The organism is Streptomyces sp. NPDC000345 (assembly GCF_042898825.1).
GTDB lineage: Bacteria > Actinomycetota > Actinomycetes > Streptomycetales > Streptomycetaceae > Streptomyces.
In genome coordinates this window covers 102,421-123,513 of record NZ_JBIAZE010000005.1, presented here as the reverse complement: position 1 = coordinate 123,513, position 21,093 = coordinate 102,421, and the positions used below count along the sequence as shown (strand labels likewise).

19 protein-coding genes are annotated in these 21,093 nt (G+C 73.8%); 8 read left to right on the top strand and 11 right to left on the bottom strand.

The window, feature by feature from the left end; all coding sequences use genetic code 11:
* Positions 1–18 precede the first annotated feature (18 nt).
* The 5 genes from ACFY30_RS13655 to ACFY30_RS13635 all read right to left on the bottom strand — a co-directional run bounded on the left by ACFY30_RS13655 (position 19) and on the right by ACFY30_RS13635 (position 4,589).
* A complete protein-coding gene (locus tag ACFY30_RS13655) occupies positions 19–1,029 on the bottom strand; it encodes an LLM class F420-dependent oxidoreductase (protein WP_390845378.1) in 1,011 nt (336 codons plus the stop codon).
* Between the two features lie 104 nt (positions 1,030–1,133).
* Positions 1,134–1,952: a DUF5336 domain-containing protein gene (locus tag ACFY30_RS13650; RefSeq protein WP_390845377.1), complete on the bottom strand. Its 819-nt coding sequence runs from the start codon at positions 1,950–1,952 to the stop codon at positions 1,134–1,136.
* Positions 1,953–2,119: 167 nt separating this feature from the next.
* Positions 2,120–3,100 carry an N-acetylmuramoyl-L-alanine amidase gene (locus tag ACFY30_RS13645; RefSeq protein WP_390845376.1) on the bottom strand — a complete coding sequence of 327 codons (981 nt, stop codon included), beginning with the start codon at positions 3,098–3,100 and terminating at the stop codon, positions 2,120–2,122.
* Between the two features lie 119 nt (positions 3,101–3,219).
* Entirely contained in the window at positions 3,220–4,047 is an 828-nt protein-coding gene (locus ACFY30_RS13640; protein ID WP_390845375.1) for a hypothetical protein, read from the bottom strand.
* Complete coding sequence (locus ACFY30_RS13635) at positions 4,047–4,589, bottom strand: SigE family RNA polymerase sigma factor (protein WP_390845374.1); 543 nt, start codon at positions 4,587–4,589, stop codon at positions 4,047–4,049. Before ACFY30_RS13635 ends, ACFY30_RS13640 begins: the two co-directional genes overlap by 1 nt.
* Positions 4,590–4,820: 231 nt before the next feature.
* Here ACFY30_RS13635 and ACFY30_RS13630 point away from each other — a divergent pair, with 231 nt between their 5' ends.
* Both ACFY30_RS13630 and ACFY30_RS13625 read left to right on the top strand, forming a co-directional pair.
* Positions 4,821–6,563: an MFS transporter gene (locus tag ACFY30_RS13630; protein WP_390845373.1), complete on the top strand. Its 1,743-nt coding sequence runs from the start codon at positions 4,821–4,823 to the stop codon at positions 6,561–6,563.
* Between the two features lie 101 nt (positions 6,564–6,664).
* Positions 6,665–7,315 carry a class I SAM-dependent methyltransferase gene (locus tag ACFY30_RS13625; protein ID WP_390845372.1) on the top strand — a complete coding sequence of 217 codons (651 nt, stop codon included), beginning with the start codon at positions 6,665–6,667 and terminating at the stop codon, positions 7,313–7,315.
* A gap of 127 nt (positions 7,316–7,442) precedes the next feature.
* Here ACFY30_RS13625 and ACFY30_RS13620 read toward each other — a convergent pair whose 3' ends face one another.
* Both ACFY30_RS13620 and ACFY30_RS13615 read right to left on the bottom strand, forming a co-directional pair.
* Positions 7,443–8,075 (bottom strand): response regulator, encoded by a 633-nt coding sequence (locus ACFY30_RS13620; RefSeq protein WP_390845737.1) that lies wholly within the window; start codon positions 8,073–8,075, stop codon positions 7,443–7,445.
* A 32-nt stretch (positions 8,076–8,107) separates the two neighbouring features.
* Positions 8,108–9,418, bottom strand: coding sequence for a sensor histidine kinase (locus tag ACFY30_RS13615; RefSeq protein WP_390845736.1), 1,311 nt, complete (start codon positions 9,416–9,418; stop codon positions 8,108–8,110).
* 560 nt (positions 9,419–9,978) lie between these two features.
* Between ACFY30_RS13615 and ACFY30_RS13610 the strand changes: the two genes are divergently transcribed.
* The 3 genes from ACFY30_RS13610 to ACFY30_RS13600 all read left to right on the top strand — a co-directional run bounded on the left by ACFY30_RS13610 (position 9,979) and on the right by ACFY30_RS13600 (position 13,050).
* A complete protein-coding gene (locus ACFY30_RS13610; protein WP_390845371.1) occupies positions 9,979–10,836 on the top strand; it encodes a MaoC/PaaZ C-terminal domain-containing protein in 858 nt (285 codons plus the stop codon).
* 32 nt (positions 10,837–10,868) lie between these two features.
* Positions 10,869–11,945 (top strand): Zn-dependent alcohol dehydrogenase, encoded by a 1,077-nt coding sequence (locus ACFY30_RS13605; protein ID WP_390845370.1) that lies wholly within the window; start codon positions 10,869–10,871, stop codon positions 11,943–11,945.
* Positions 11,946–12,111: 166 nt separating this feature from the next.
* A complete protein-coding gene (locus ACFY30_RS13600; protein ID WP_390845369.1) occupies positions 12,112–13,050 on the top strand; it encodes a 3-oxoacyl-ACP reductase in 939 nt (312 codons plus the stop codon).
* Between the two features lie 212 nt (positions 13,051–13,262).
* Here the strand turns inward: ACFY30_RS13600 and ACFY30_RS13595 are convergent, their stop codons facing one another.
* Positions 13,263–13,421: a hypothetical protein gene (locus ACFY30_RS13595; protein ID WP_390845368.1), complete on the bottom strand. Its 159-nt coding sequence runs from the start codon at positions 13,419–13,421 to the stop codon at positions 13,263–13,265.
* A 94-nt stretch (positions 13,422–13,515) separates the two neighbouring features.
* Positions 13,516–14,757: a hypothetical protein gene (locus ACFY30_RS13590; RefSeq protein WP_390845367.1), complete on the bottom strand. Its 1,242-nt coding sequence runs from the start codon at positions 14,755–14,757 to the stop codon at positions 13,516–13,518.
* A gap of 1,554 nt (positions 14,758–16,311) precedes the next feature.
* Here ACFY30_RS13590 and ACFY30_RS13585 point away from each other — a divergent pair.
* The 3 genes from ACFY30_RS13585 to ACFY30_RS13575 are packed head-to-tail and all read left to right on the top strand — an operon-like array spanning position 16,312 to position 19,448.
* Complete coding sequence (locus tag ACFY30_RS13585) at positions 16,312–17,169, top strand: Nif3-like dinuclear metal center hexameric protein (protein WP_390845366.1); 858 nt, start codon at positions 16,312–16,314, stop codon at positions 17,167–17,169.
* Entirely contained in the window at positions 17,166–17,909 is a 744-nt protein-coding gene (locus ACFY30_RS13580; protein WP_390845735.1) for a zinc ribbon domain-containing protein, read from the top strand. Before ACFY30_RS13585 ends, ACFY30_RS13580 begins: the two co-directional genes overlap by 4 nt.
* Positions 17,910–17,921: 12 nt before the next feature.
* The gene (locus ACFY30_RS13575; RefSeq protein WP_390845365.1) at positions 17,922–19,448 is read left to right on the top strand and encodes a bifunctional RNase H/acid phosphatase; all 1,527 of its coding nucleotides are present in this window, start codon (positions 17,922–17,924) and stop codon (positions 19,446–19,448) included.
* 95 nt (positions 19,449–19,543) lie between these two features.
* Here ACFY30_RS13575 and eda read toward each other — a convergent pair whose 3' ends face one another.
* Complete coding sequence (gene eda / locus ACFY30_RS13570) at positions 19,544–20,191, bottom strand: bifunctional 4-hydroxy-2-oxoglutarate aldolase/2-dehydro-3-deoxy-phosphogluconate aldolase (protein WP_390845364.1); 648 nt, start codon at positions 20,189–20,191, stop codon at positions 19,544–19,546.
* Between the two features lie 77 nt (positions 20,192–20,268).
* Entirely contained in the window at positions 20,269–21,051 is a 783-nt protein-coding gene (yaaA, locus tag ACFY30_RS13565; RefSeq protein ID WP_390845363.1) for a peroxide stress protein YaaA, read from the bottom strand.
* Positions 21,052–21,093 lie beyond the last annotated feature (42 nt).

Sequence of the window (21,093 nt, the reverse complement as noted above, 5' to 3'; positions counted from 1 at the left end):
ACGCTCCTGCGGCACGCTCTACGCGTTGAGCTCGGCCAGCACCCGCAGCGTGTCCGGGTCCGGTGCCACGACCAGCAGGTCCGTCACCGGGCCCTTGCGCCACGACTCCAGCCGCTCCGCGATCCGCTCCCGCGGGCCGACCAGCGAGATCTCGTCGGCGAACGCGTCCGGCACGGCCAGCACGGCCTCCTCCCGACGCCCCGCCAGGAACAGCTCCTGGATCCGCCGCGCCTCCTCCCCGTACCCCATGCGGCCCATCAGATCGGCGTGGAAGTTGCGGGTGGCGTGCCCCATGCCGCCGATGTAGAAGCCGAGCATCGCCTTGACGGGCAGCAGTCCCTCGCAGACGTCGTCACAGACCCTGGCCCGGACGAGGGGAGCGACGACGAACCCCTCCCGCAGCTCGCCCACCCCCGGCCCGTAGGCGTCCGGACGGCTCGGCGACCAGTACAACGGCAGCCACCCGTCGGCGATCCGCACGGTCTGCGCCACGTTCCTCGGCCCCTCGGCCCCGAGCAGCACCGGCAGACCGGCCCGGAGCGGGTGCGTGATGGACTTCAGCGGCCGCCCGAGCCCGGTGCCCTCCGGCCCCCGATAGGGGTGGGAGTGGAACCGCCCGTCGAGCTCCACCGGAGCCTCCCGCGCCAGCACCTGCCGTACGACGTCCACGTACTCCCGGGTCGCGGTCAGCGGCGACTTCGGGAACGGCCGCCCGTACCAGCCCTCCACGACCTGCGGGCCCGACAGACCGAGCCCCAGCATCATCCGCCCGCCCGAGAGATGGTCCAGGGTGAGCGCGTGCATGGCGGTCGTGGTGGGGGAGCGGGCCGCCATCTGCGCAACGGCCGTCCCCAGCCTGATCCTCGAGGTCCGCGCCGCGATCCAGGTCAGCGGCGTGAAGGCGTCCGACCCCCAGGACTCCGCCGTCCACACCGAGTCGTACCCCAGCCGCTCCGCCTCCCGCGCCAGCTCCACATGACCGGGGGCGGGGCCGCGGCCCCAGTAGCCGAGCGCGAGACCGAGCCGCATGCCTGCCTCCTGACGAACCGTCAGATACGGGGGCTGCGACTGTACGACAACGGCCCCCCGCCCGGAAGGGCGAGGGGCCGTTCGTGCCGCTGTCCGGCCGGGGCTCAGCCGCGCTGGATGCCGGAGGTGTCCCGCAGAACACCGCGACGGCCGTCCTGCGTCTGGGCGACCAGACCCTGGGCGCCCTGCTCGACCGCGAGGTACCAGGTGCCCGGCGCCAGCTCCGCGATCGGCATCGGCGCGCCGTCCTCCGCGTACAGCGGGCGCGGCACCGGCACCGCGAACCAGAACGGCGAGAAGTCCGGCGCCGGCGGCTGCGCGGCCGGACCGGGCTGACCGCCGAACTGCTGGCCCGGCTGCCCCGGCTGCGGCTGACCGCCGAAGGCCGCGGGCTGCTGCGCCCCCGGGTAGCCGTAACCGGCGGGCGGCTGGGCGCCGTAGGGCTGGGGCGCCGCCGGCTTCGGGGCCGGGATGAGACCGGCCTGGAGGGCGGGGACGAGGGGGGTGGCGATGGCGGCGGCGGCCATGATCAGGGTGGCGATCAGGGCGATGATCAGGCCGGTGCCGGCGTCCGGCCCGTTGGAGCTGTCGCCGACGTTGTCGTAGCCGCCCGCCGGGTCGAAGACGTTGCCGAGCGCGCTCCACGCGGCGAAGACCGTGAAGGCCGCACCGAACTGACGCAGGTCCAGCCCGACGATCTTGCGCTCCTGCGGCAGCACCCTGCTGACGACGACGAGCGCGGCGCCGATGATCCCCGCGAGGACGACACCCAGCAGAACCGGCCCGCTGCCCCACAGGCTCGGAAGGTCGATGTTGTCGGGCACGCCGTCGATCGAATAGAGGTCGAGAAACGACGCGATGAACAGCAACACCGCTGCTCCGATCACCACGCCGTCGCCTCGAGTGAGGGAGCGGATATTCACTTCAGGTCCTTCGTCAGTCGTCTCGTCATCGGTACGTCCGTTAGAGGCGTCGCTGTCACCATGCCGCCGTCGGGCCCCGGTGTGAAGCGCGGGGGTGGCCCCTGATCGTAGGGACGACACTATCGTCCGTGCGATCAGGCTGTCCGCCGGGATCAGCGTGCCGATCACTACCCGCGCAGGAAACTCACGATTCCCTCAGAGATCCCCTGCGCCGCCTTCTGCCGCCAGGCGCCGCTGGTCAGCAGTGCCGCGTCCTTGGTATCGCGCATGTTGCCGCACTCGATGAACACCTTGGGAACCGTTGACAGATTGAGACCGCCCAGGTCCTCACGCGTGACGAGACCGGTGCCGTCGCCGATGTAGTTGGACGGTGAACTGCCCGTGCTGCGGGCGAAGTCGTCCGCGATCAGCTTCCCGAGGTCCTTCGACGGGGCGACGATCGCCCGGGTGTCGGCGGCGCCCGCGTGCACCGCGCCCGGCAGGATCACATGGAAGCCCCGGTTGCCCTGCGCCGATCCGTCGGCGTGGATCGACACCACCGCGTCGGCGTGCGCAGCGTTCCCGATCCGGGCCCGCTCGTCGACACACGGGCCGAACGCCCGGTCCGCGTCCTGCGTCAGCTTCACCGTCGCCCCCTGCCGTTGCAGCAGCGTGCGCAGCCGGTGTGCCACGTCGAGCGTGAACTGCGCCTCGCTGTAACCGGCGTTGGTGGCCGTCCCCGTCGTGTCGCACTCCTTGCGGTGGGTGCCGATGTCCACCTTGCGGTTGATCTCGGCGGTGTGCTGGGAGTTGGTGAGGTTGTGGCCGGGGTCGACGACGACGACCTTGCCCGCGAGGGGAGCGGCGTCCTGGCTCGGGGAGGCGGAGAGGGTGCCGGGCTTGTGGTCGGCGCCGGCGCCGGTGCCGGAAGAGGAGCCGATGACGCCGGTCGGGTCCCCCGCCGCCCCGGCCGCTCCGCCGTTCCCCCCGTTGCCGGCCCCGCCCAGCGCCTCGTACGCCACCCACCCCAGCAGCGCCCCGGGCACGAGCGCGGCCAGCGCCACGGTCAGCGGGCGGCGCAGCGGCGAGCGCCGGGCCTGCGGGGAGCCGTAGGGGTCGTACGGCTCGGACGGGCCGAAGGGGTCGGGGTGCTGGCCGGAGTAAGACACGCTGCCACCCTAACGGGCACCTGAGCCGAGGCTCGGGAGACGGCGGCCGGGGGACGCCGTGGGCGCCGCCCTCGCGCCCGCCCCCCCGCGGGTCGCGGCCCTCCCGTCCGGTCGTCGCGCTATCCCGTCACCTTCGCCGACTTGTACTCCGTGCCCTGCGGCGCCAGGCAGACGAACCAGTTGTACGGGGAGTCCTCGGTCGTCCGGATGGTGAGTTCGTCGCTGTTGACGTCGGCGTCCGCGGGGACCTTGCGGACCTCGGTCGTCGTGCCGTCCTTCCAGGTGCAGGTCACCTGCTGGACGGTCTTGGCCACATAACCGAGCACCAGACGGTCGGGCCCTCCGGCGGTCGGGGTGAGCGGGAAGGCGACGGTGTCGACGTCCTCGCCCGTCATGGTGTCACCCTCGGTGGTCAGCCCCTGCAGGGTCACGTTCCCCCAGCCGGTGCTGTCCTCCCCGATGCCGCGGTGCACGAAGTAGGCGCTCTTGCCGACCAGCTCGGCGGGGGTGTTCACACCCGCGGGGGCCTCGCCGTACTCCGCCATCGCGTCCATCAGGGACCGGGCGTCCCGGGCGTCCAACGGCGCCGGCCAGACGTCGAGGACGACCCGCCACTCCTTGCCCCCGTCGGTGCCGGTCGCCAGGGTGATCCTGCTGCTCGGCTGGAACGGCGTGGGGGTTTCGGTGAGGGCCGGCTGTGTCGCCAGGGGTGCCGCCCGGTCACCGTCCCCCGGCAGCCCCGTCACCGCCAGTGCCCCCGTCGAGCCCGCGACCACCACGACCACCGCCGCCGCCACCGCCCAGCGGCGGGCCTTGCGGCGCCGGCCGCCGCGGATCAGCGCCTGGGTGGGGGCTATACCGATCTCCACTTCGTCCGCCGCGTCCGCCAGCAGGAGGGCGATGTCGTGCTGTGTCATGTCGTGGTTCGTCTCCCGGTCCGCGCTCATCACTTCCGCCCTCCGTGCGTCACCATGTCCGCCAGTTCCGGTATGGCGCGGAGTTTCGCGATCCCCTTGGCCGCGTTGCTCTTCACCGCACCGACCGAACAGCCCATCGCCTCGGCCGTCTGGGTCTCGGTCAGGTCCTCCCAGTACCGCAGGACCACCGCCTCCCGCTGCCGTGGCGGCAGCTCGGCCAGGGCCGTGAGCAGGGCATGGCGGTCGTCGGCCTGCGCGATGCGGTCGCCGGTGTCGGCGACCTCGTGGGCCAGGCCCGGGTCGTCGTGCCTCGGGGCGAGGAACTCGCGCAGCTTCCTGCGGTACCTGCGGGCATGCGCGTTGATCATCACGCGCCGTACGTACGCCTCCGGGTCGTCGGCCGAGGCGACCCGGCGCCAGGCCACATAGGCCTGTTCGAGTGTCGACTGGACCAGGTCCTCAGCGGCGTGCTGCTCCCCCGTGAGGAGAAACGCCGTGCGCATCAGCCGTGGCCAGCGGCCGACGACGAAGGCCTGGAACTCGGTGTCCCGGGCCTGCTTTCGATCCCCCATGTGCGCCTCCTTGATACACAAAGGAGGCCATGAGCGGCCCGGACCGTTGCCTCCGGCGGCACGGAAGATTCCGAGCGGGGCTTCGGCCGCCGTGCCGGCCGCCGGACGGGGCCGGTGTGTCAAGAGAAGTTAAAGAAATCATTAGTACGCCGAAGCATCGGAATAGTTGCCCGTGCATACAGGTTCGGCATCCATGTAATGCCGACCAGCCGCCCCGGAGGCCCCCACCCCATGACGCACACGACGACCGACCGGGCCACCCGCCGGACGAGCGGAGCCGTCGTCCCGGTGCTCGCCTTCGCGGGCATCGTGGTCGCGGTGATGCAGACCCTGCTCGTCCCGGTCATCAAGGACCTGCCGCAGCTGCTGGACACCGCGCCCGGCGACGCCACCTGGGTCCTGACCTCCACCCTGCTGTCGGGTGCCGTGGCCACGCCGATCATGGGCCGCCTCGGCGACCTGTACGGCAAGCGGCGCATGCTGGTCCTCAGCCTCGCCGTGATGGTCGTGGGCGCTCTGGTCAGCGCCCTCACCAGCGCCCTGATCCCGATGATCGTGGGCCGCACCCTGCAGGGCTTCGCGATGGGCGCGATACCGCTCGGCATCGGCCTGATGCGCGACATGCTGCCCCGCGAGAAGCTCGGCTCGGCGATGGCCCTGATGAGCTCCTCGATCGGCGTCGGCGGCGGCCTCGCACTGCCCGCCGCGGCCCTGGTCGCCCAGCACGCCGACTGGCACGCCCTCTTCTACGGCGCCGCCGGCCTCGGCGTGCTCGCCATCGCCCTGACGCTCCTCGTCGTCCCCGAGTCCCCGGCGCGCGCCGAGGGCACCTTCGACGTCCTGGGCGCGATCGGCCTCTCCGCCGGTCTCGTCCTCTTCCTGCTGCCGATCACCAAGGGAACCGACTGGGGCTGGACCTCCGGCACCACCCTCGGCCTGTTCGCCGCCTCCGCCCTGGTCCTCGCCCTGTGGGGCGTGATGGAGCTGCGCGTCGCGGCACCGCTGGTGGACCTGCGGACGACGGCCCGCCCCGCCGTCCTCTTCACCAACCTCGCCTCGATCATGGTCGGTGTCAGCTTCTACGTCGTCTCCCTGGTCCTGCCGCAGCTCCTCCAGCTGCCCACCGCCACCGGCTACGGCCTCGGCCAGTCCATGGTCGTCGCCGGTCTGCTCGTGGCCCCGCTCGGCCTGACGATGATGGTCACCGCGCCCGTCTACGCCCGCCTGTCCGCCAGGTACGGCCCCAAGGTCACCCTGATCCTCGGCATGCTGATCATCGCGATCGGCTACGGCGCCGGTCTCGGCCTGATGAGCGCCGCCTGGCAGAGCCTCGTCATCGCGGTGGTCCTCGGCGCGGGCATCGGCCTCGCCTACTCCTCCCTGCCCGCGCTGATCGTCGGCGCGGTCCCGGCCTCGGAGACCGGCGCCGCCAACGGCCTCAACACCCTGATGCGCTCCATCGGTACGTCCGTGTCGAGCGCCGTCATCGGCATGGTGCTGGCCAACACCGCGAACGACGTGGGCGGCGTCGCCGTCCCGACCATGCACGGCTTCCGCGTCTCCTTCCTGATCGCCACCGCCGCCGTCGCCGTGGGTCTGCTCTTCGCCCTCCTCCTGCCCCGTCAGCAGCGCCCGTCCGCCGGCCCGCAGCTGCGCGCCAGCAGCGAGGAGGACGCCAACCTGGAGCGCGCCGAGCAGGCCCTGCGCGGCTTCCGCGGCCGGGTCGTGGACGCGGAGGGCGCACCCGTCGCCCGTGCCAAGGTCACCCTGATCGACCCCCGGGGCCGCCAGGCGGGCGCCACCGTCTCCGCGGACGACGGCAGCTACAGCCTCGCCGTCCCCGCCCAGGGCGCCTACGTCCTCGCCGCCAGGGCCAGCGGCCACGGCCCGCTCGCCTCCGCCGCGACCCACGCGGGCGAAGAGGCTTCCGTGGAGCTGGACCTGGCGCTGCCGGGGGAGACGGTCACCGCCTGACCCGTCCGTGACACCGCGGTCCGCACCCCCCGTCGTTCCCCTGGCGGGGGGTGTGGTGCACCATGGGCCGCCGGCACGCACGTACTACCGAAGGGACCTCCATGCCCGCGGCACCCAAGCCCGAGATCCTGGCCGCGTTCGAGGCGGCGAAGGGCTTCATGCCCGTGGACGAGGGGCTCGCGCTGTACGCGGCCGCGGCGGAGGCCGGGCGGCTCGGGCTGCCGCTGCTGGAGGTCGGCACGTACTGCGGACGCTCCACGATCCTGCTCGCCGACGCGGCCCGCGAGGCGGGCGTCACCGCGCTCACCGTCGACCACCACCGGGGCAGCGAGGAACAGCAGCCGGGCTGGGACTACCACGACCCGGAGACCGTCGACCCCGAACTCGGCCTGATGGACACGCTGCCCACCTTCCGCCGGACGCTCCACCGGGCGGGCCTGGAGGAGCACGTCGTCGCTGTCGTCGGCCGCTCCCCGCAGATCGCGGCGATCTGGAGCTCGCCCCTCGGCCTCGTCTTCGTCGACGGCGGACACACCGACGAGCACGCCACCGCCGACTACGAGGGCTGGGCCCCGCACCTCGCGGAGGGTGGCCTCCTCGTCATCCACGACGTCTTCCCGGACCCCGTCGACGAGTTCACCGGCCAGGCCCCCTACCGCGTCTACCTGCGCGCCCTGGAGTCCGGCGCCTTCACGGAGGTCTCCGCCACGGGCTCGCTGCGGGTGCTGCGGCGCACCGGCGCGGGGATCTAGGACGCGGCACGGCTCTCGCGGCGGCGGTACACGACGACTCCGGTTGCCATAGCCATAGCCATAGCCATAGCCACCGCCGCAGCCAACGCCACCGCCCCCGCGCCCTGCGTCGGGCGGATGGCGGCCGTCAGAGCCAGCCCTGCCGGCGGGCCTCGCGCATCGCCTCCATCCGGTTGCGGGTACCGGTCTTGCCGATGGCCGAGGAGAGGTAGTTGCGGACCGTGGACTCGGACAGGTGCAGCTTCGCCGCGATGTCGGCCACCGTCGCGCCGTCCGCCGACGCCTTCAGCACATCGCACTCGCGGCCGGTCAGCGGATTCGGGCCGGCGCTGAGCGCCGCCGCCGCGAGCGCCGGGTCGACGACGGTCTCACCGGTCAGCACCCGGCGGATCGCCGCCGCCAGCTCCTCCACCGGACCGTCCTTGACCAGGAACCCGGCGGCCCCGGCCTCCATGGCCCGGCGCAGATAGCCGGGCCGGCCGAACGTCGTCAGGATCAGCACCCGACAGTCGGGCACCTCCTCGCGCAGTACGGCGGCGGCGTCCAGGCCGCTCATGCCCGGCAGTTCGATGTCGAGCAGCGCGACGTCCGGGCGGTGGAGCAGGGCCGCGTCCACGATCGCGTCCCCGGTGCTCGTCTGCGCGACGACCTCGATGTCCGGTTCCATCCCCAGCAGCAGGGCCAGTGCCCCGCGCATCATGCCCTGGTCCTCCGCCAGCAGGACCCTGATCGACTTGGCGGGGCGGTGGTCGCGGGGCATCTCGTTCACGGACCGGCCGCCGGGCGTCTCGTTCACGGCCCCAGCGTAGGCCCGGTGGCCACCGGCGGCACCGCTCCCGCACACCCCGCACGCCCGCCCGGAGCGGCGGCCCACTCCGCCCCGTGCGGCGCCCTCACCTCGTCGGACCGGGTCTCCACCGGGAGTTCCGCGGTGACCCTGAAACCGCCGCGCGGACCGGGGCCCGCCGTCAGGGAGCCGCCCGCCGCCGCGAGGCGCTCACGCAGGCCGGTGAGGCCGGTGCCGCCGCCGTCGGCGCCGCCCCCGCCGGCGCCCGTGCCGTTGTCCGTGACCGTGAGCCGGGCCCGTTCCTGAGTGCCCGTCACGGCTATCTCGCAGCGGGTGGCGCCGCTGTGCCGGACCACGTTGGTGACCGCCTCGCGCACCACCCAGCCCAGCAGGGCCGCCGTCTGCGGCTCCGCGGGAGCCCCCGACCGGCAGACGGACGGCTCGACACCGGCCGCCGTCAGGGCCGAGCGGGCCCGGTCCAGCTCCGTGGCCAGACTGCCCTCGCGGTAGCCGGTGACCGCCTCGCGTATCTCCGTCAGCGCCTGACGGCCCACCGACTCGATGTCCGCGATCTGGGCGAGCGCCGCGTCCGGCCGGCCGGGAGCCAGCCGACGGGCCGCCTCCGACTTCACCACGATCACGGAGAGGGTGTGCCCGAGCAGGTCGTGCAGATCGCGGGAGAACCGCAGCCGCTCCTTCTCCACCGCCTGCCGGGCCAGCTCCTCACGGGCCGCGCGCAGCTCCCGCACGGCCTCGGACAGGCTCAGGATCACGGCCGTCACGATCGTGGAGATCCAGGTGGCGTAGGCGGTGCCGAGGCCGCTCCAGCCGTTGTGGAGGTAGGAGACCGCGCCCGCCAGGACGGCCAGGACGATGCCCGCCAGACGTAGGTGCCGGCCGCGCAGGGCGGCGCCCGCGGCGAGGCCGAGCAGCGGGAAGAACAGCACCCAGCTGCCGCCGTACCCGAGGGCGAGGCCGCAGGTCACCACGGCCATGACCGCCAGCGCCACCCGGGTGGAGACCGCCTCGCGCTTCTCCTTCACGAACGCGCGGACGGCGACGTAGATGTAGCAGGAGTTGAAGGTGAGCACGCCCAGGCCGCCGAGCAGCGGGTTGGGCGTCTCACCCTGGAAGAGGTTGGAGAAGGCGCCCATGCCCAGCAGCAGCCAGGGCAGCAGGGAGACGGGGCTGGACGGCGGCCCCGGCGACTCGCTCTCCTTGTCCTCCCGGGCCGCCCGCACCCGCGCCCGCCAGGCCTCCCGGTGGCAGGCCGTCCCACGCCGCCACCGCGCCCCGCGCTTCTCCGGCCTCGTCATCTCTGCCGCCCCCGTTCCAGCGTTGTCCACGCTCTCGACGCTACGGCTCCGGGCGGGTGTCCGGCAGGCAGGGATGTCATCAACCCGGCAGTACAAATGTCACAGGCGCCCAGGAGCTGCCCACCGCACCCGACCCGTGCCCACCGCACCTGACCCGTGCCCACCGCACCTGACCCGTGCCCACCGCACCCGACCTGTGCCCACCGACTCCGTGCCGTGCCCCCCGACTCCGGGCCGTGCCACCGTACTTCGAGCTCCGCCCACCGGACCCGGGTGAGCCGCGCCGGCCGCCCCCAGCCGCGCCCGCTGCCCCAGCCGCGCCCTGTCGGTCGGCCCCCCGCCGTGCCCGGCCGGCCGGTTCCTCGCCCGCCGCCGGACCCGTGTCTGACACTCCGTCAGGAGCCTTCACAAGTGTCGAGCGCTCGGCTATACAGAGGGCGCCGGACTGGAACGCGTTCTAGATCGGCACCGCGACGACCTCGGTGCGTCCGACGGTGCGGACGGTCGCACCGAGGTCTTGACCGGCCCGTGCCGGGCCCAAGCCGTGACCAGGGAGCCCCATGCCCATCGACGCAGCCAAGGCGCTCGCCGCCGCCCCCCGCTCCGGTGAGATCTCCTGGACCCCGAAGGACGTCCAGCTCTACCACCTCGGCATCGGCGCCGGCGTCCCCGCGACCGATCCCGACGAGCTGCGCTACACCCTCGAGTCCCGGCTGCACGTCCTGCCGAGCTTCGCCACCGTCGCGGGCGCCGGTTCACCCGGTGTGATCAGCGGGCTGTCCATGCCCGGCGTCGACGTCGACCTCGCCCGCGTCCTGCACGGAGGACAGCGTCTGGAGATCCACCGCCCCCTCCCGGCCGAGGGCCGGGCGACCACCACTGGGCGCGTCGCCGCCGTCTACGACAAGGGCAAGGCCGCCGTCCTCGTCCTGCGCACCGAAGCGGCCGACGACGAGGGGCCGTTGTGGACCAACGACGCCCAGATCTTCGTACGCGGGGAAGGCGGCTGGGGTGGCGACCGGGGGCCCTCCACCCGGCTGGACCCACCCGTCGGCGAACCCGTCAGGGTGGTCGAGCGGGCGGTCCGGGAGGACCAGGCCCTCCTCTACCGTCTCTCCGGCGACTGGAACCCGCTGCACGCCGACCCGGAGTTCGCCAAGCTCGCCGGGTTCGAGCGGCCCATCCTGCACGGCCTGTGCACGTACGGGATCACCCTCAAAGCGGTCGTCGACACCCTGCTCGACGGCGATGTGACCCGGGTGCGGTCGTACGCCACCCGCTTCGCCGGGGTCATGTATCCCGGCGAGACCCTGCGCATCCGGATGTGGCGGGGCGAGGGCGAGGTGCGGGTGGCCGTGAGCGCGGCCGAGCGTGACGATGCGGCGGTCCTCGCCGACACCGTCGTACAGCACACCTGAGACCGTCCACCGTTGGTGAGGGGAGCCGCACCATGCGCGCAGCCGTACTGCACGAGATCGGCCAGGACAAGCTGGAGGTCCTCGACGACGTCGAGGCGGTGGGCTTCGGCCCCGGCAGGGTCAGGATCCGGATACGGGCCACCGGGCTGTGCCACTCCGACCTCTCCGCGATGGGCGGGGTGCTGCCGCAGCCCGCGCCGTTCGTGCCCGGACACGAGGGCGCGGGCGAGATCCTGGAGGTGGGGGAGGGCGTCACCCGGGTGAAGCCCGGCGACCGGGTCGTGGTCTGCTGGCTGCCCGCCTGCGGCGCGTGTCCCGCCTGCAAACGGGGCCAGACCGAGCTGTGCCTGGCCGGGTTCGTGAACGCCGGTACGCCCAACTTCCGCCGCGCGGGCGGTGACGTGTTCGGCTTCGCCGGGACCGGCACCTTCGCCGAGGAGGTCGTCGTCGACGCCGGCTGCGCCGTCCCGATCCCCGACGACGTGCCGTTCGACATCGCCGCCCTCATCGGGTGCGGGGTGACGACGGGCCTCGGTGCCGCGCTCAACACGGCGGACGTGGAGGCCGGTTCGTCCGTCGCCGTGATCGGCTGCGGCGGGGTCGGCATCTCCGCGATCCAGGGCGCGCGGCTCAAGGGAGCCGCCGAGATCGTCGCCGTCGACCCCGTCGCGTCGCGCCGTGAGGCCGCGCTCAGGTTCGGTGCCACGAAGGCGGTCTCGCCGGAGGAACTGCCCGGAGCGAAGCAACTGGTCACCGGCGGCGAGGGGTTCGACTACGTCTTCGAGGTCGTCGGCCGCTCCGCCACCGCCCGCACGGCCTACGAGAACACCCGGCGCGGCGGCACCCTCGTCGTCGTCGGGGCGGGCGCCATGGACGACTTCCTCCAGCTCAACATGTTCGAGTTGTTCTTCGACGAGAAGCGGATCCTGCCCTCGATGTACGGCGGCGGAGACGTCCTGCGCGCCTACGAGCGGACGATCGCCCTGTGGCGGGCCGGCCGGATCGATCTCGCCGGACTGATCACGCACCGGCTCCCGCTCGCCGAGATCAACGAGGCGCTGGACCAGATGCGCACGGGCACGGCTCTGCGTACCTGCATAGAGATCTGAGACGACTTGACAGCGGTCTGAGACGACCCGACAGCGGTCTGAGACGACCCGACAGAGATCTGACATCCGACAGAGACCCGAGATCCAAGGGGATTTGGGGGTCCAAGGGGATCCAAGAAGATCCAAGAGGATCCAAGAGGATCCGAGGAGATCCGGGGAGGCCTGTATGGCACTGCCACTTGAGGGGCTGGCCGCGATCGTCACCGGTGCCGGGCGCGGGCTGGGGCGGGCCGAGGCGCTGGAGCTGGCCCGGCTGGGCGCGGCCGTCGTCGTCAACGACTACGGGCGCCCGGGACGGGACGGCTCGGGCGAGGTGTCGGCAGCTCCCGCGGAGGAGGTCGCGGCGGAGATACGGGCCGCGGGCGGTACCGCGCTCGTCCACACCGGGGACGTGTCCGACTTCCAGCAGGCCCGGGAGCTCGTCGAGTCGGCGATCGGGGAGTTCGGCAAGCTGGACGTCGTCGTCAACAACGCGGGCATCCTGCGCGACCGCATGGTCTTCTCCATGGCGGAGGAGGAGTGGGACTCGGTGATCCGGGTCCACCTCAAGGGACACTTCAACACCACCCGCTTCGCCGCCGCGCACTGGCGGGAACGGTCCAAGGCGGCGGGCGCTCCGGTGTACGGGCGGATCGTGAACACCGCGTCGGAGGCGTTCCTCGCGGGCTCGGCGGGACAGCCCAACTACGCGGCGGCGAAGGGCGGGATCGTCGGCCTCACGACCTCCACGGCCCTCGCGCTCGGCAAGTACGGGGTGACCGCCAACGCGATCTGCCCGCGCGCCCGCACCCGGATGACGGCGGACGTCTTCGCCGGTTTCGAGCAGCCCGCCGAGGGGCTCGACCCGCTCGCCCCCGAGCATGTCGCGCCGCTCGTCGGGTACTTGGCGTCACCGGCCGCCGCGCGGATCAACGGGCAGCTGCTCGTGGTGCACGGCGGGATGGTCGCCGTCGTCGAACGGCCGCGGGTGCAGGCGAAGTTCGACAGCAAGCAGGAGGCCTTCAGCTACGAGGAACTGGACGCCGTCCTCGGCCCGCACTACGCGGACCGGCCGGCCGGGGAGACGTTCGCGGCGGCGGAGGTGCTGGGGCTGCGGCGGGGATAGTCCGTAGCGGCTGAGCGCGCGCGGATGAAGGGGCGCGCGGCGAAGGTGCGCAGCGGGCCAAGGGGCGCGCGGGCGAAGGGGCGCAGGCGGGCGGAGGTATGCAGGGGGGAGGCGCGCGGGCAGAGGGGCACAGGCGAAGGGGCACAGGCGAAGGGGCGCAGGCGAAGGGGCGCCTTCCGACCGTAGACGGGAGGCGCCCCTTCGGCGTACTGTCAGGCAGCCGCTTCGGCCTGTTCCTCGGCCGGCTTGCGGTGTCGGCCGCGCGGGGCCGAGTCGCCGTCGTGGGACGAGACCGGGCCCCTGTGCCGGCCGTGACCGGCCGGCTCCTGGGCGTCGGCGGACAGCGGCTTCCTGGTGCTTGCGTCGCTCATCGGTTGAGTTCACCCCGTCAACATGATCTTTTTCAGCCGGGTGAGTTTATCCGCCACACCACGGGGCGAATCCAGACGGGCACGCCAACCGCTGCTACTTCGTTACAAGTCGGCCCAGCGGAGCCTCTTGCAGAGGGACCGGGCGATGCGCCGGCGGGGCGGCGGCCGGATCGCGGGATGACCCGGACGCCGGCTCCCCGAACTCCGCCGGGCCCTGGTCCGAGTGCCGGCCCGGGCCCCTGTCCAGGTCCCCGTCCGGGTCCGAGGCCGGGGCGGGCGGCGGCGCCGTCAGCCGGGCCACCGCGCAGGGTTCCGTCCTCGTGGCGTACGGCAGCCGGAGCACGCCGTCCTCCGTCCACAGGCCGGTGCCGGCCAACCAGCCCTCGGGGGCCGCGAACTGATGGAGATGCCGGTCCGCGGGGCGCCAGACACCGACCCAGCTGCCGAAGGGGCTGTCGATCCGCAGCGCCACCGCGCAACGCTCCGGCAGCAGCATCTGGCCGGGCTGGACGGCGAACGGCGTGAGGGTACGGCCGGGCAGGCGCAGGGACTCCGGGAAGCGGACCGGCAGGGTGCTGCCCAGCACACCCCACCCCAGCCGGGGCTCGCCGGGGGAGGGGGCGTCCGAGCCGATCAGCAGCAGGCCGCTGTCGGGGTCGGCGAGCAGGAGGCGGTCGTCGCTGTGGGCGGCGATCTGCAGCAGCGGGGAGACCTCGCCGCCGCGCTCCAGGTCCACCACGACCGTCTTGGTCCGCCCGCCGATCTCACGGTCCAGGGCGAGCATCCGGCCCGTACGGTCCAGCCATACGCCGCCCGAGCAGCGGCCCGGGATCTCGGCGAGGTGCTCGGGCCCGAAGGCGCCGCCGGCCACCAGCCACACGGCGGTGGTGTACCGGCCCACGGCGAGGGCGTACGCGCGGGCGCCGCAAGGGGCCGGGGGGAGCAGATGCAGACGGGTGGCCTCGTCCGGGCACTCCACGGCGCCCAGGGGGTGTTCCCCGGTGCCGGGGTCGGTGGGGTAGAGGAGGGAGAAGGTGTGCAGGTCCTGGACGGGCCGCCGGACCAGGACCCGGCCGTCGGCCAGCGGCTGCACCTCCGTGCCGGGCTCTTCCGGCTGGTTGGCGGGGAGCGGTACGGCGTAGGGCTCGGGGCCGTCGAGCGTCCAGCGCTCCGGGAACCAGGTGTCGGGGTGGGGGCCTCGGGCGAGGCGGGCGGCGTAGGCGCCGTCCGCGGTGATCACACAGGGGGCGGGCGGTGTGTGGTCCTCGTCGCCGTCCGCCTCGTCCGTCCCGTCCGCCCTGTCCTTCGCGGCGGGTCCGATCGCACAGACCGTCATGGTTCGGTCACCTCCGGTGACGAAGCTAGTTTTCGCATGCGCGGCTGGGGGAGCGGGGAGCGGGCGCTTCCCTCGTAAGAGTGGTGCAGAAGCGATTCGCCTGAGGTCGGTCGGACGGCTGTGCATCCCGGGCCTCCGCCTGGCCAGGCGCCGACCCCCGGCGGCCCTGGCCCGGCTGCCTCGTCGGGCGTTGCCCCCCGGCCCGCGTGCGGGGTGTCGCCGTCCCGGCCCGCCGGCCTCGCCTGGCGCCGGCCGCCCTGGCTCGGCTGTCTCGTCTGGCGTTGCCCCCGGCTCGCGTGCGGGGTGTCGCCCTCCCGGCCTGCCCGCCTCGCCTGGCGCCGCCTGTCCGCCCGCCTCGCCCGGCGTCGGCCCCCGGCCGTCTGCCTCGTCTGGCGGCGCCCCGGTCCGCGCATCGGGTGTCGGTTGTCCCGGCCCACACCCTTCGCCGGGTGGGCCCCCGGGCCCGCCCCGCCTTGCCAGGCGTCGGTCGCCCTGGCCCGCCCACCTGACCGGCGTCCTCTGGCCCCCACCTCGCGGGGCGTCGGCCGCTCCGGCCCATGCGCCTCGCCGGGCGCCGGCCGCGATGGCCCGCCTGCGCTGGCCACCCGCTCGCTCAGGCGGAACTCCCCGCCCCAGTCCGGGAGGCGGCGGGGCCGAAGAGCGGGAGACGGTCTGGGCGGGCCACGGCGGTCCTGGGCCGGCAGTACGGCTCGGTGCGCGCCAGGGGATCGCCCCGGCCGTCGGCGGGGCGGGGTCGGCAGGACCTCGACCGGCGGGTCCCGTTTGCAGGACCGAGGTCGGCAGGGCAACCGAGGTCCCCGCCAACCGGTGAACCGTGGCCATGCCGCCGGGCCTCGGCCGCGGTCCTGCCACCGTGACCGCTCGCCCTCGGCCCTGGCGCCGCGACGCCTCGCCCTCGGCCATGCCGCCGGGCCTGTCGGTCGCGGTCGTGCCGCGGGCCCCGTCGGCCGCGGTCCTGGCGCCGGCACGCCTCGCCCTCGGCCCTGGCACCGGGATCGCTCGCCCTCGGTCCTCCCGACTGCGGTCGGCTGCCACCGGCGCCGGCCGGTGGAGGTCGTGCTGCCGGGACCACTCGCCCTCGGTCCTGCCGCCCTAGGTCCTCCCGACTGCGGTCGGCCGCCTCCGGGACCGGCCGGTGGAGGTCGTGCTGCCGGGACCGCTCGCCCTCGGTCCCGCCGACCGGGGTCATGCAGGCTGCGGTCCTGCCGCCACCGGCGCTGGCCGGTGGAGGTCGTGCCGCCGGGACCGACCGACCTCGACCCTGCCGGCTTCCGTCCTGCAACCGGGACCCGCCGGCCGAGGACCAGCCGCCGGGATCGGCAGGGCAGTGGGTCACCGAGCCCGGCGATCCGGCCGGCGAACTCGGCCCGGCGTGGCGGGCGGCGGCGGGCGGCTTGCCGGGTGCGGTGGGGACGGGCGGCTTGCCCGGCGGCAGTATCGGACCGGGAGACGTTTGTCCCTCCCCCCTTCCCCGGGCCGGCGGCCCCACCCGCACCGGTACTGCCGCGTGAAACGGCCAGGTAGCCTTGGCCCGTGCCCCGTCTGTCTGAAGTCATCGCCGCGCTGGAGAACCTGTGGCCCGCCGAGCGGGCCGAGTCCTGGGACGCGGTCGGAACCGTCGTGGGGGAGCCCGGTCAGGACGTCTCCCGGGTGCTGTTCGCCGTCGACCCGGTTCAGGACGTAGTAGAGGAAGCCGTGAAGCTGGGCGCCGACCTGCTCGTCACCCACCATCCGCTCTACCTCCGGGGGACCACCACCGTCGCGGCCTCCACCTTCAAGGGGCGGGTCGTGCACACCCTCATCAAGAACGACATCGCCCTGCACGTCGCCCACACCAACGCCGACACCGCCGACCCCGGGGTGAGCGACGCCCTGGCCGGCGCCCTCGACCTGCGCGTCGTACGGCCTCTCGTACCCGACTCCACCGACGGCGAAGGGCGGCGCGGCCTCGGCAGGATCTGCGAGCTGGACCACCCGCTCACGGTCCGCGAGTTCGCCGCCCGTGCCGCCGAGCGCCTGCCCGCCACCGCCCAGGGCATCCGGGTGGCGGGAGACCCAGAGGCCCTCGTACGGACCGTCGCGGTCAGCGGCGGGTCCGGGGACAGCCTCTTCGAGTACGTCCGTGCCGCCGGCGTCGACGCCTTCCTCACCGCGGACCTGCGCCACCACCCGGCGTCCGAGGCCCGCGCCGAGAGTCCTCTCGCGCTGCTCGACGCGGCGCACTGGGCCACCGAATGGCCCTGGTGCGAGCTGGCCGCAACCCAGCTCGACGAGATCTCCGAGCGGAAGGGATGGGGCCTCAGGGTCCATGTCTCCCGTACGGTCACCGACCCCTGGACCGCCCACGCGGCGTCCAGCCCCACCTCTAGCGCAATGGGAGCCCCCAACTGAACGCCGCGCCCGCCGACCAGATCCGCCTTCTCGACGTCCAGGACCTCGATGTCCGCCTGCAGCAGCTCGCGCACCGGCGGAGGTCGCTGCCCGAGCACGCCGAGATCGAGTCGCTGACCAAGGATCTGACGCAACTGCGCGACCTGCTCGTTGCCGCGCAGACCGAGGAGAGCGACACCGCCCGCGAGCAGACCAAGGCCGAGCAGGACGTGGACCAGGTGCGCCAGCGTGCCGCCCGCGACCAGCAGCGCCTCGACTCCGGCGCGGTCACCTCCCCCAAGGACCTGGAGAACCTCCAGAAGGAGATCGTCTCCCTCGCCAAGCGCCAGGGCGACCTCGAGGACGTCGTCCTGGAGGTCATGGAGCGCCGGGAGGCCGCGCAGGAGCGCGTCGCCGAGCTGACCGAGCGGGTCGGCGCCGTCCAGGGGAAGATCGACGACGCGACCGCCCGCCGGGACGCCGCCGTCGAGGAGATCGACGGCGAGGCCGCCACGGTCACCAAGGAGCGCGAGGTCGTCGCCGGGTCCGTCCCCGCCGACCTGCTGAAGCTGTACGACAAGCTGCGTCAGCAGCAGGGCGGCATCGGCGCGGCCAAGCTGTACGCGCGCACCTGCCAGGGCTGCCGCCAGGAGCTCGCCATCACCGAGCTCAGCGAGATCCGGTCGGCCGCGCCCGACACGGTCGTCCGGTGCGAGAACTGCCGCCGGATCCTGGTGCGCACGTCCGAATCCGGTCTGTAAGGGGTCTGCGGGGTGCGGGAGTTCATCGTCGAGGCCGACGGAGGGTCGCGGGGCAACCCCGGGCCCGCGGGCTACGGCAGCGTGGTGATCGACGCGGCGACGGGGGAGACGCTCGCCGAGCGCGCCGAGTACATCGGGGTCGCCACCAACAACGTGGCCGAGTACCGGGGACTGCTGGCCGGCCTGCGCGCCGCCCACGAACTCGACCCGTCGGCCGCGGTGCGCGTCCGCATGGACTCCAAACTCGTCGTCGAGCAGATGTCGGGCCGCTGGAAGATCAAGCACCCCGACATGAAGCCGCTGGCCGCGGAGGCCGCCCGGGTCCTCCCGCACGGGCAGGTCACCTACGAGTGGATCCCGCGCGAGCAGAACAAGCACGCCGACCGCCTGGCCAACGAGGCGATGGACGCGGGCCGGCGCGGTGAGCAGTGGGACCCGGCCGCCTCCCGCGCCGCGCTCGCCGCCGCCCCGGCGGCCCCGGCCGTCCCCGAGCCGTCCGGCCCGCCCGGCGACGCGGCGGCGGGCGCGGCGAAGGCCCGGCAGGCGCTGGCCCGGAGCCGCCCGGCGGCCGACTCCGCCCCCGCCACCAGGCCCGCCGCCGGCCCCGCCGCCGGGCCCGCCCTGGGGACGACGACCGGATCGACGGCTGCGACCACCCCCGGAACGACGGCCGCCGACCGCGACCTCCGTGCCGCCCGTACCGTCGCCACCCCGTCCCCTTCCACGGCCAGCACCCTCCCGGAAGCCGCAGACGCCGCAGACGCCGCAGACGCCGCGGAAGCCGCAGACGTCGCGGAAGCCGCCGGAAACGCAGCGGCCGCGACCACCGCGCCCACCACGGCCACCACAGCCACGACGGCCACGACGGCCACGACGAAACCCTCCGTCGGATGGGGTGCCGCTCCCGACCTCGGTGCTCCCGCCACCTTCGTCCTGCTCCGGCACGGCGAGACGCCCCTCACCCCGCAGAAGCGGTTCTCCGGGAGCGGCGGCACCGATCCCTCGCTCTCCGACGTCGGCCGGGAGCAGGCCGAGCGGGTCGCGGCCGCGCTCGCCCGGCGCGGGACGATCCAGCACATCCTCGCCTCCCCGCTCGCCCGGACCCGCGAGACCGCCGGCGCCGTCGCCGCCCGCCTCGGTCTGGAGGTCACCATCGAGGAGGGGCTGATCGAGACCGACTTCGGCGCCTGGGAGGGGCTCACCTTCGGCGAGGTCCGGGAGCGTCACCCCGACGACCTGAACAGGTGGCTCGCCGACCCGGAGGCCGAACCCACCGGCGGTGGCGAGAGCTTCGCGGCCACCGCCGCCCGCATCGCCGCCACCCGCGACAAACTGGTCGCGGCGTACGCGGGCCGCACGGTCCTGCTGGTCACCCATGTGACCCCGATCAAGACGTTCGTACGGCTCGCCCTGGGCGCCCCGCCCGAGTCACTGTTCCGCATGGAACTCTCGGCGGCCTCGCTCTCGGCGGTGGCGTACTACGCCGACGGCAACGCCAGCGTCCGGCTCTTCAACGACACGTCCCATCTGAGACCTTGAGACCTTGAGGCCATGACGCCCGAGGCCCCGAGATCATGAAGCCCCGAGAATGAAGCCCCGAGGTCATGAAGCCTTGAGGTCATGAAGCCTTGAGGTCATGAGGCCGTGAGGTACGAGGCGGCGCGCGCCAGGCCCTCGATCCGGCCCCAGTCCCGCGCCGCCACCGCCTCCGCCGGGACCATCCAACTGCCGCCCACGCAACCGACGTTGGGCAGGGCCAGAAACTCCGCAGCGCTGTCCGGGCCGATCCCGCCGGTCGGGCAGAAACGGGCCTGCGGGAGCGGTCCGGCGAGCGACCGCAGATACGCCGTACCCCCCGCCGCCTGCGCGGGGAAGAACTTCATCTCCCGCACCCCCCGTTCGAGCAGCGCCACCACCTCCGAAGTGGTCGACACCCCGGGCAGGAACGGCATCCCGGACGCCCGCATCGCCGTCAGCAGGACGTCCGTCCAGCCGGGGCTCACCAGGAACCGCGCCCCCGCCGCCGCGCACGCCGCCACCTGGTCCGGCGCGATCACCGTCCCGGCCCCGACCACCGCCTCCGGCACCGCCCGGGAGATCTCCCGGATCGCGTCGAGCGCCGCCGGCGTACGCAGCGTCACCTCGATCCCCGGCAGCCCGCCCGCCACCAGGGCCCGCGCCACCGGTACGGCGTCGGCGGCGTCCTCGACGACCAGCACGGGCACGACGGGGGCCAGATCCATTACCGAGGCAGCCGGGAGGAAGGGCGGCGGTGAGGTCATGCGCCTCATCGTCCCCGTGCCGTGCGCACCGCGCAAAGGTCATTGCGCATGCTGCAACGGCCGGTGGTGTCCGGCGGTCAGTGCACCTCGTCCACCAGCACATCCAGCGTCCACGGCGTCCCCGCCCGCGCCGGCTCCCGCACTTCCACCACGTACCCGAGCCCGCGCAGCGCCTCCACCAGCTCCGCCGGGCCCTGCGGCGCGATCCCCGCCGCCAGCAGGTTCCGTACGATCCGCCCCTTCGTCGCCTTGTTGAAGTGGCTGACGACCTTCCGGGTCGGTGCGTGCAGCACCCGCACGGTCGCCGTCCGCCCGGCCACCTCGCCCTTCGGCTTCCACGCCGCCGCGTACGCCGCCGACCGCAGGTCGAGCACGAGCCCGTCCCCGGCCGCCTCGGGCAGCACGGCCGCCATCGGCGTCCGCCAGTACGCCCCCAGCGCCCCGAGCCCGGGCAGCCTCACCCCCATCGAGCAGCGGTACGAGGGGATCCGGTCCGTGACCCGGACGGCGCCCCACAGCCCCGAGAACACCAGCAGCGACCGCGCCGCGCGCCTCTTCGCGGCCGCGTCCAGGGAGGCCAGGTCGAGGGCGTCGTACAGGACACCCGTGTAGATCTCCCCGGCCGGACGCGCGCCCGCCGTCCGCAGCTCCGCGTTCTTGGCCACCTCGCCGCGCAGGCCCTCGCTCAGCCCGAGCACCTCGCGTGCCTTGTCCTCGTCGCCCGCGCACAGCTCGACCAGCTCGCCGAGCACGGCCTCCCGGGCGGCGGTCAGACCCGGCAGCGCCAGCGCCTCCAGCTTCAACGGCGCGCCACGACCGGACGAGGCCTTCCCCTCGGAGGGCGGCAGCAGGACAAGCACGGGATCTCCTTCTGTAGAGCTCTGCGACAGCGTACGGCGTAC

Coding starts and splice junctions, on each gene's coding strand:
- ACFY30_RS13600 (WP_390845369.1), top strand. CDS start 12,112: ATGGCACTGCCACTTGAGGGGCTGGCCGCGATCGTCACCGGTGCCGGG.
- ACFY30_RS13655 (WP_390845378.1), bottom strand. CDS start 1,029: ATGCGGCTCGGTCTCGCGCTCGGCTACTGGGGCCGCGGCCCCGCCCCC.
- ACFY30_RS13590 (WP_390845367.1), bottom strand. CDS start 14,757: ATGACGGTCTGTGCGATCGGACCCGCCGCGAAGGACAGGGCGGACGGG.
- ACFY30_RS13605 (WP_390845370.1), top strand. CDS start 10,869: ATGCGCGCAGCCGTACTGCACGAGATCGGCCAGGACAAGCTGGAGGTC.
- ACFY30_RS13630 (WP_390845373.1), top strand. CDS start 4,821: ATGACGCACACGACGACCGACCGGGCCACCCGCCGGACGAGCGGAGCC.
- ACFY30_RS13615 (WP_390845736.1), bottom strand. CDS start 9,418: ATGACGAGGCCGGAGAAGCGCGGGGCGCGGTGGCGGCGTGGGACGGCC.
- ACFY30_RS13595 (WP_390845368.1), bottom strand. CDS start 13,421: ATGAGCGACGCAAGCACCAGGAAGCCGCTGTCCGCCGACGCCCAGGAG.
- ACFY30_RS13625 (WP_390845372.1), top strand. CDS start 6,665: ATGCCCGCGGCACCCAAGCCCGAGATCCTGGCCGCGTTCGAGGCGGCG.
- ACFY30_RS13620 (WP_390845737.1), bottom strand. CDS start 8,075: ATGCCCCGCGACCACCGCCCCGCCAAGTCGATCAGGGTCCTGCTGGCG.
- ACFY30_RS13635 (WP_390845374.1), bottom strand. CDS start 4,589: ATGGGGGATCGAAAGCAGGCCCGGGACACCGAGTTCCAGGCCTTCGTC.
- ACFY30_RS13640 (WP_390845375.1), bottom strand. CDS start 4,047: ATGAGCGCGGACCGGGAGACGAACCACGACATGACACAGCACGACATC.
- eda (WP_390845364.1), bottom strand. CDS start 20,191: ATGACCTCACCGCCGCCCTTCCTCCCGGCTGCCTCGGTAATGGATCTG.
- ACFY30_RS13610 (WP_390845371.1), top strand. CDS start 9,979: ATGCCCATCGACGCAGCCAAGGCGCTCGCCGCCGCCCCCCGCTCCGGT.